The sequence below is a fragment of the uncultured Thiodictyon sp. genome (genome assembly GCF_903828115.1).
Taxonomy (GTDB): domain Bacteria; phylum Pseudomonadota; class Gammaproteobacteria; order Chromatiales; family Chromatiaceae; genus Thiodictyon.
This window is the reverse complement of sequence record NZ_CAIKKU010000743.1, coordinates 1-7610: the sequence shown is the minus strand read 5'-3', so window position 1 is coordinate 7610 and position 7610 is coordinate 1. Positions and strand designations below refer to the sequence as shown.

The following is a 7610-nucleotide window of genomic DNA, read 5'->3' as shown; positions in this document are numbered from 1 at the left end:
GTCTTGGCGCTGGACGCGGAGCGCCCGCACTTGCTCCCACGCTGGAGCGCAGGAGCGTGGGAGCCAGAAGGAGCCCCACGACCTGGACCGCGAGGACTATCTGATCCTGACCAAGGTCCTGGAGTCAGTAACCGCAAAGTAGGGTGCGGCGCGCGGTTCAGGCCCCGGCCGGCCCGCACGTCTCGGAGCCCGGTGGGAGCGGCTTCAGCCGCGACGGGCCGCGCGGGGAACGCGGCGTCAAAGTTCCTTGCGTCGCCGCATCGCGGCGGCAGGCCGCCCCCACAAGGAACTTTCATGTTCCGGGGTGTCGGAAACCCCCTTCATGGCTGTTAGCCGGAGTTCACGTTATAGACCCTAAAAGATCAGTGATCATGCCGGTCTGAACGATTGCCGGATCCAGGGTCATCAGTCGGCCTGATTCCCGCTCAGGGCCCAGGGTCCCGGGCCCTCTTGCGCATCCCAGCGCGCCAGGAGCGCGCGCACCGCGTCCATCGCCGCCGGGACGGCCGCCGCCACAAGCGGGGTGAGACCGTCACCCCAGTCGATGACGGCGGGCTCGATACCGATCAGGGCGCGCCGCTCGGGCAGGCGGCCGGTCAGGCGCACCATGTCCATCAGGTCCGCGAGGCTCACCTCGTGCACGCTCTTGGCGGGCAGGCTCACCTGGCGGTCCATCGCCTCACCCTCAAAGACCCGCACGCCCCCCGGGGCCTCCCCCAGGGCCGCAGCGTCCACCACGATCAGGCGCTCACACTCCTCGATCGGCATCGCCAGCGTAAAGCTCAGGGTCCCGCCGTCGAGGAACAGCAGGGGAGCGGCCGGGTCCGTCTCGGACTCGAGGCGCCGCACCACGATAGGTCCCACGGCCTCGTCGGTCATGAGGGTGTTACCGAGGCCGAGGATCAGGGTTTTCCGGGTCTTAGGGTGTTCCACTATTTTGTCCTCAATCCGGCAGTTGGTCACGCCAAGGCGCCAAGCTCGTCAAGAAATACGATCCGGTAGCTCCGGCATCCAGAGCACCTGCCGGGCGCATCGCGCAACGCCGATAACGCACTGAAAAACCTTGGCGCCTTGGCGCCTTGGCGCCTCTGCGTGAGATTCTTTAAGACGTCTCACGCAGAGGCGCAGAGACGCAGAGGCGGTGACCCGCCACCCTCGGGCAACCCGCGAGGCCTCGTCGCGGCTGAAGCCGCTCCCACAAGGTCCCCGCCGGACTTTCACGGTGAAGCCGTGCGGAGATTTCGCGGACGCCTTGCCCCGGGGGGCTCCAAGGCTTAGCCTGTGCCGATCATCCCAGGTTCGGAGCCCGCCTACCATGTGTCTCGGCATCCCGATGCAGATCCAATCCATCGACGGTTTCGTCGCTCAATGCACCGCCAAGGGCGCACAACGCGAGGCCAATCTCTTCATGCTCCAGCACGAGCCGCTGGCCGTCGGCGACTATGTAGTCATCCATCTGGGCTACGCCGTGAACCGCATCAGCGAGGAGGACGCCGCCGCCGCCTGGGAGGTCTACGACGAGATGCTGGCCGCCGACGATGCGGCCGCACCGCCGCGTCATCCCGCGTAGGGTCCGCTGTGCGGACCAAGGACCTCGCAGGAAAGAATCATTTGATTTTCAATCGCGTTTTTCGCGGCGCGATGCCCAAATCCAGCATTAACCCAGCGCGAAAAACGCGTTAGCGACGGCGTATTGACGCTCCGCCTCACTCACCTGCGCCACCTCCTCGGACTCCATCATCGCGCAGTTGACCGCCATGCGCGCCTGGACCGCGGCCTTCCAGGCCGGATTCTGGCGCTCGGCCAGTTGCGCCTCGGGGGTCAGGGCGGCGGCGACGGCGGCGGCAACGAAGTGATCGGCCTGGGCCAGCCAGTCCGTGTCCTTGCCGCAGTCCGTGTAGGTCCGTGTCGCGTAGCCCTTGGCCGCCCGGTAGGCGTCCTCCAGCTCCCCTGGGGCCGCGTCCGCGCGCAGCCCCGTCTCGATGGCGCGCCTGACGCGCTCGTCGCCCAAAAGCGACGCGACACCTTGGGCGAAGCGGGCGCCGAGCAGCCGCTGCCGCTCCGGGTCGAGCGCCTTCAAGGCCTCACGCAGTTCCTGATCGTTCTGAATCTTCGGCATGGTGTGCTCCTCGAACCGGCGGGTGACAGATCGGGCAAAGGGACGCCTGGGGACGCTCCCGGATCATCCCTTAGTATATCAGCAAATGCCGATGCAACCCGCGTTGACCTGGCCTATCACAGCTTGACCAGTGCCGCCAAGGCGCCGACCTGGGCGAACATGAGCGGGATGAGCCACATCAGCAGGGTGTTGCGGCTGCGTTCGATCGCGGTCGTGACTTCATAAAGCTCGACGACAGAGCCCATGGTGTTGGTCCCTACAGAGATACGGGGTTGGTCTGGCTACAGTGTACCCCAGACGCCAAGGCCGACACGTCGGCGTCCTATTTGCGCAACACATAGGTCCCCGGTGCTGCGCAGATCGGGCGGAGCCCCTTCTCCGGCGCGCCCAGCGCGGGCGGCGGCACCTGCTGCGCGGCCGAATACCGGACCAGCCACGCCTCCCAGACCGGCCACCAGGAGCCGCTCTGCCTGGGCGTCGTGGCCTGCCAGGTGTCGGGATCGACATAGCGATCCGCATCGGTGCGCGACGCCACCTGGTAACTGCGTCGGGCATGACCCGGCTCGCTGACGATACCGGCGTTGTGACCGCCGCTGGTGAGCAGAAAGGTGACCTCCTCGGTATCGGCCAACAGGTTGATCTTGTACACGGAGCGCCAGGGGGCGACGTGGTCCTGCTCGGTGGCGACCGCGAAGATCGGCGCCCGGATATCGGTGATGGCGATGGCACGGTCATTGACCCGGTAATGGCCCATCGCCAGTTCGTTGCGCAGGAACAGGTGGCGCAGGTACTGCGAGTGCATCCGAAACGGCAGCCGGGTCGGATCGGCATTCCAGGCCATCAGGTCGTTCTGCGATTGACGCTGGCCCAGCAGATAGTCATGGATCAGCCGCGACCAGATCAGGTCATTGGAGCGCAGCAACTGGAAGGCGCCCGCCATCCGGTCGGCGCCCAGGTAACCTTGCTCCCACATCACGTCTTCGAGGAAGGCGACCTGATTTTCATTGATGAACAACAGCAATTCACCGGCCTCGGTGAAGTCGGTCTGGGCCGCGAGCAGGGTGACCGTTTTGAGGCGCTGATCATTATCGCGGGCCATGGCCGCGGCGGCGATGGTCAGCAGGGTCCCGCCCAGGCAATAGCCGACGGCGTGGACCGCGGTTCCCGGCCGGATTGCTGAGATCGCGTCCAGCGCCGCCATCACCCCCTCGCGCCGGTAATCGGCCAGGCCCAGGTCACGATCCTCGGCGCCCGGATTCAGCCAGGAGATGATGAATACCGTGTGCCCCTGCTCCACCAGATAGCGGATCAGCGAGTTGTGCGGCGACAGATCGAGGATGTAGTATTTCATGATCCAGGCGGGCACGATAAGGATCGGCTCGGCATAGACCAGCGGCGTGGCCGGCTGGTACTGAATCAACTCGATCAGCGCGTTACGGAAGATGACCTGGCCGGGCGTAACCGCCACATCGCGGCCGACGACAAAGGTGTCACTCGACGCGTCGCGCGGTTCACCGCCATTGCGGCTTTGCATATCGGCCAGGAAATTGGTCCACCCACGGACCAGATTCTGCCCGCCCTCCGCCATGGTTGCCTTGAGTATCTCAGGATTGGTGAGCGGCGAGTTCGACGGCGAGAACATATCCAGAATCTGCCGGGTCACGAATGATACGATCGCCTCATTGCGCTCATCGACCCCGCGATTATGGGTGGTAGCGTTATGCCACCACTGCTGGGTCAGCAGGAATGACTGATAGATCAGGTTATAGGGCCACTGCTGCCAGGCCTCACCGGTAAACCGATGGTCCTGGGGCAGGGGTGCGATGCAGGGCGCCGCCTGCCCTTGCAGCGACTCGCCCGCATACACCGCCAGCCGGACCAGCTTGCGGACCGCCTTTTCAGTCAGCAGGGCCTGCTTACCCGGCGCCAGCCCCAGATGCATCAGCCAATCGCAATAGGCCATGGCCAGCACGGTCGGGGAGATGCCGCCGGTACCGCGCGCCAGATTGGCGTTGACCATCCGGTCGATGGTCTCGGGGACCTGGTTACCGAGGAAGGAGCGCACAATCGCATCGACCCGATCGGGCGCCGACGATTCGCCGCCCGTCCCTGCCGCCGCCGCAACCGCCGGCCCGGCAGGAGGCGGTGCGTGCACCGCCGTGGGTAACAGGGCGACCGGGACGCCCGTGCCGGGGTTCGTCGGGCGGGGCTCATTGGGATCTGGCATGACGGTACACCTGCAGCTGGCGGACGATACTGTTTCCAGGGGCCACGCGACGGGCAGCGGCACTTGGTGGAGACGCTGATCGGGCTTGAACTGCGACGACACCCCAAGCATAGCGCAACTGGGGTCGACCTCGCCCGTGGTCACGCTCAGGGGGGCGGGCCTGCCCTCGCAGCCGAGGTCCAGGGGTAAAGCGTGCCGCGGGCCTCCGCTCTGCGAGAAGTTGCCACCATTGACCCGGGACATGATAATGATCCAATCTTGCCGCCCTTGGGCGGCCACCACAACGCAACCACACCAACAGGAAAAATAACAGCATGAAGATCGGGGTTCCTCTGGAGACTCGGCCGGGAGAGGCGCGTGTCGCCTCCACGCCCGAGGTGGTAAAGAAGTTTGCGGCCAAGGGCTTCGAGGTGCTCGTCGAACGTGGCGCCGGGGTGCGGGCCGGTTACCCGGACACGGAGTACGAGGCGGCCGGCGCCCGCGTGACGGACCGGGCCGGCGCCTACGACACGGACCTGCTGCTCAAGGTGCGCCGCCCGGACGCCGCGGACGTAGCCGCCATGCGCCAGGGCGGGATCTATATCGGGCTGATGGAGGGCTGCGGCGAGGACGAGATGGTCGCCGCCATGCGGGCCAAGGGCATCCGGGTGCTGGCCATGGAGCGGATGCCCCGTACCTCGCGCGCCCAGTCGATGGACGTGCTGTCCTCCCAGGCCAATATCGCCGGTTACCGGGCGGTGATCGAGGCGGCCGCCCGCTATGGGCGCTTCTTCCCGATGATGATGACCTCCGCCGGGTCGGCCAAGCCCGCCCGGCTGATGGTGCTGGGGGCCGGGGTCGCGGGGCTCCAGGCAATCGCCACCGCCCGCCGGCTGGGGGCCGAGGTCTTCGGCTACGACGTGCGCCCCGAGACCCGGGAGCAGATCCTCTCGCTCGGCGCCAAGCCGATCGACCTGGATCTCGGTGAAACCGGCTCGGGCGAAGGCGGCTACGCCAAGGAACTGTCCGCCGAGGCCAAGGCGCGCCAGCAGGCGGCCCTGGCCGATCAGCTCGCCCGCGCCCATGTCATCATCACCACCGCGCAGATCCCCTGTCGGCCGGCCCCGGTGCTGGTCACGGAGGCGGTCGTGCAACGCCTGCGCCCGGGCTCGGTGATCGTGGACCTGGCGGCGGGCAGCGGCGGCAACTGCCCCCTGACGGTCCCGGACCAGGTGGTCGAGCGCCACGGGGTCGTGATCGTCGGCCACACCAATTACCCGTCCATGGTCGCCGCCGATGCCAGCGCCTTCTATGCCAAGAACCTGGCCAACCTGATCGAGATCATGGTCGACAAGGGCGACGCCGGACCTGTCCTCAAGGACCTGATGCAGGACGACATCACGGCGGCGATGCTGGGCTAGGGTGCGCCGCGCGCACCGCAATCACCTCGAACCCTCAACCCTACGGCGCGCCAGGCGCGCGCGCTTTACGGAAACCACTGTCATGTCTGAATCCTTGCTCGCACTCTATGTCTTTATCCTGGCCTGCTTCATCGGCTATTACGTCATTTGGGGCGTCACACCCTCACTGCATACGCCGCTGGTGGCCCTGACCAATGCCATCTCCGGTATCGTCGTGGTCGGTGCGCTGCTGGTCGCCGGGTTCGAGCAGGCCGGGACCGGCGCCTCGGTGCTCGGCTTCATCGCCGTGCTGCTCGCCTCCATCAACGTCTTCGGCGGCTTCCTGGTGACCCACCGGATGCTCTCGATGTTCAAGAAGAAGCCCCGGTAGGAGCGTCGCCCCCGACGGTATCCACCGCCCTGTTGCCACCCGGCGCTCACCACTGTAAGGAACATCAATGGAACTCTCGGTCAATACCCAGGCCGTGGCCTATCTGGCCTCTGCCATCCTTTTCATTTTTGCCCTCAAGGGCCTGACCCATCCCGCCACGGCCCGCCGCGGCAATTTCTATGGGATCATCGGCATGGTCATTGCCGTGGCCGCCACCCTGTTCGGCCAAGAGGTGCAGGCCTATGGCCTGATCGCCGCCGGCGTGGCGATCGGGGCGGTGATCGGCATCATCCTGGCCATGCGCATCCAGATGACCGCCATGCCGCAACTGGTGGCGGCCCTGCACAGCTTCGTCGGTATGGCGGCGGTGCTCGTGGCCATCGGCACCTTCATCAACACCGGGCACCCGGACGCGGTGATGATGGCGGAACTCTCCGCCGGCATCATCATCGGCGCCATTACCTGTACCGGCTCGGTGATCGCCTTCGGCAAGCTCCAGGGTCTGCTGAGCGGCGCACCGGTCAAATTCACCGGCCAGCACCTCCTGAACGCCGTACTCGGCATCGCCACCATCGGGCTCGGTGTCTATTTCGCCATGACCGGGTCGGTCTGGGCGCTCGCCATCATGACGCTCTTGGCCTTCGTCATCGGCGTGACCCTGATCATCCCCATCGGCGGGGCCGACATGCCGGTCGTCATCTCTATGCTCAACAGCTATTCCGGCTGGGCGGCGGCGGCTACCGGCTTCACCCTGCACAATAACCTGTTGATCATCGTCGGCGCCCTGGTCGGGTTCTCCGGCGCCATCCTCTCCTACATCATGTGCAAGGCCATGAACCGCTCGATCATCAACGTGGTCTTCGGCGGCTTCGGCTCCGGTGACGAGACGGGTGACCCGAGTGCCGGGGCCCTGGCGGCCAGCCGCGGGGTCAAGTCGTCCTCCGTGGAGGAGGCGGTCTATTGGATGGAGGACGCGAACAAGGTCATCATCATCCCCGGCTACGGCATGGCCGTGGCGCAGGCGCAGCACTCCTGCAAGGAGTTGATGGAACTGCTGGAGGCGCGCGGGGTCGAGGTCAAGTTCGCCATCCACCCGGTGGCGGGCCGGATGCCCGGCCACATGAACGTGCTGCTGGCGGAGGCCGACATCCCCTACGACCGCGTGCTGGAGATGGACGAGATCAATCCGGAGTTCCCGGGCTGCGATGTGGCCCTGGTGGTGGGCGCCAACGACGTGGTGAACCCGGCCGCCAAAGAGGACAAGACGAGCCCCATCTACGGGATGCCCATCCTGGAGGCGGGCAAGGCGCGGCAGGTGTTCTTCCTCAAGCGCTCCATGCGCCCGGGCTATTCCGGGGTGGACAACCTGCTCTTCTACCGGGAGAACACCTCGCTCGTCTTCGGTGACGCCAAGGACACCATCGAGGGCATGGCGAATGCCCTGAAGGGTTCTGCCCATTGAACCGGTACGCGCCGCGGGGTCCGGCGCCGGAC

Annotated in this window: 8 protein-coding genes; 4 read left to right on the top strand and 4 right to left on the bottom strand. The window is 66.2% G+C overall.

Annotated features, from left to right (window positions below; genetic code table 11):
- Window positions 1-405: 405 nt before the first annotated feature.
- Window positions 406-933 carry a hydrogenase maturation protease gene (locus tag QZY48_RS27480; RefSeq protein ID WP_295436788.1) on the bottom strand — a complete coding sequence of 176 codons (528 nt, stop codon included), beginning with the start codon at window positions 931-933 and terminating at the stop codon, window positions 406-408.
- Between the two features lie 382 nt (window positions 934-1315).
- Here QZY48_RS27480 and QZY48_RS27475 point away from each other — a divergent pair, with 382 nt between their 5' ends.
- Window positions 1316-1570 (top strand): HypC/HybG/HupF family hydrogenase formation chaperone, encoded by a 255-nt coding sequence (locus QZY48_RS27475; RefSeq protein ID WP_295436786.1) that lies wholly within the window; start codon window positions 1316-1318, stop codon window positions 1568-1570.
- An 87-nt stretch (window positions 1571-1657) separates the two neighbouring features.
- On the opposite strand, the gene QZY48_RS27470 is transcribed toward QZY48_RS27475, so the two are convergent.
- The 3 genes from QZY48_RS27470 to QZY48_RS27460 all read right to left on the bottom strand — a co-directional run bounded on the left by QZY48_RS27470 (window position 1658) and on the right by QZY48_RS27460 (window position 4346).
- Window positions 1658-2119: a hypothetical protein gene (locus QZY48_RS27470; protein ID WP_295436784.1), complete on the bottom strand. Its 462-nt coding sequence runs from the start codon at window positions 2117-2119 to the stop codon at window positions 1658-1660.
- Between the two features lie 116 nt (window positions 2120-2235).
- Window positions 2236-2364, bottom strand: coding sequence for a hypothetical protein (locus tag QZY48_RS27465; RefSeq protein ID WP_295436783.1), 129 nt, complete (start codon window positions 2362-2364; stop codon window positions 2236-2238).
- A gap of 77 nt (window positions 2365-2441) precedes the next feature.
- Complete coding sequence (locus QZY48_RS27460; RefSeq protein ID WP_295436781.1) at window positions 2442-4346, bottom strand: alpha/beta fold hydrolase; 1905 nt, start codon at window positions 4344-4346, stop codon at window positions 2442-2444.
- Window positions 4347-4660: 314 nt separating this feature from the next.
- On the opposite strand from QZY48_RS27460, the gene QZY48_RS27455 reads away from it, so the two are divergent.
- From QZY48_RS27455 to QZY48_RS27445, 3 genes are all read left to right on the top strand, one after another.
- Window positions 4661-5746: a Re/Si-specific NAD(P)(+) transhydrogenase subunit alpha gene (locus QZY48_RS27455; RefSeq protein ID WP_295436780.1), complete on the top strand. Its 1086-nt coding sequence runs from the start codon at window positions 4661-4663 to the stop codon at window positions 5744-5746.
- An 82-nt stretch (window positions 5747-5828) separates the two neighbouring features.
- The gene (locus QZY48_RS27450; protein ID WP_295436779.1) at window positions 5829-6116 is read left to right on the top strand and encodes a proton-translocating transhydrogenase family protein; all 288 of its coding nucleotides are present in this window, start codon (window positions 5829-5831) and stop codon (window positions 6114-6116) included.
- Between the two features lie 67 nt (window positions 6117-6183).
- Entirely contained in the window at window positions 6184-7578 is a 1395-nt protein-coding gene (locus QZY48_RS27445; protein WP_295436778.1) for an NAD(P)(+) transhydrogenase (Re/Si-specific) subunit beta, read from the top strand.
- Window positions 7579-7610: the final 32 nt, after the last annotated feature.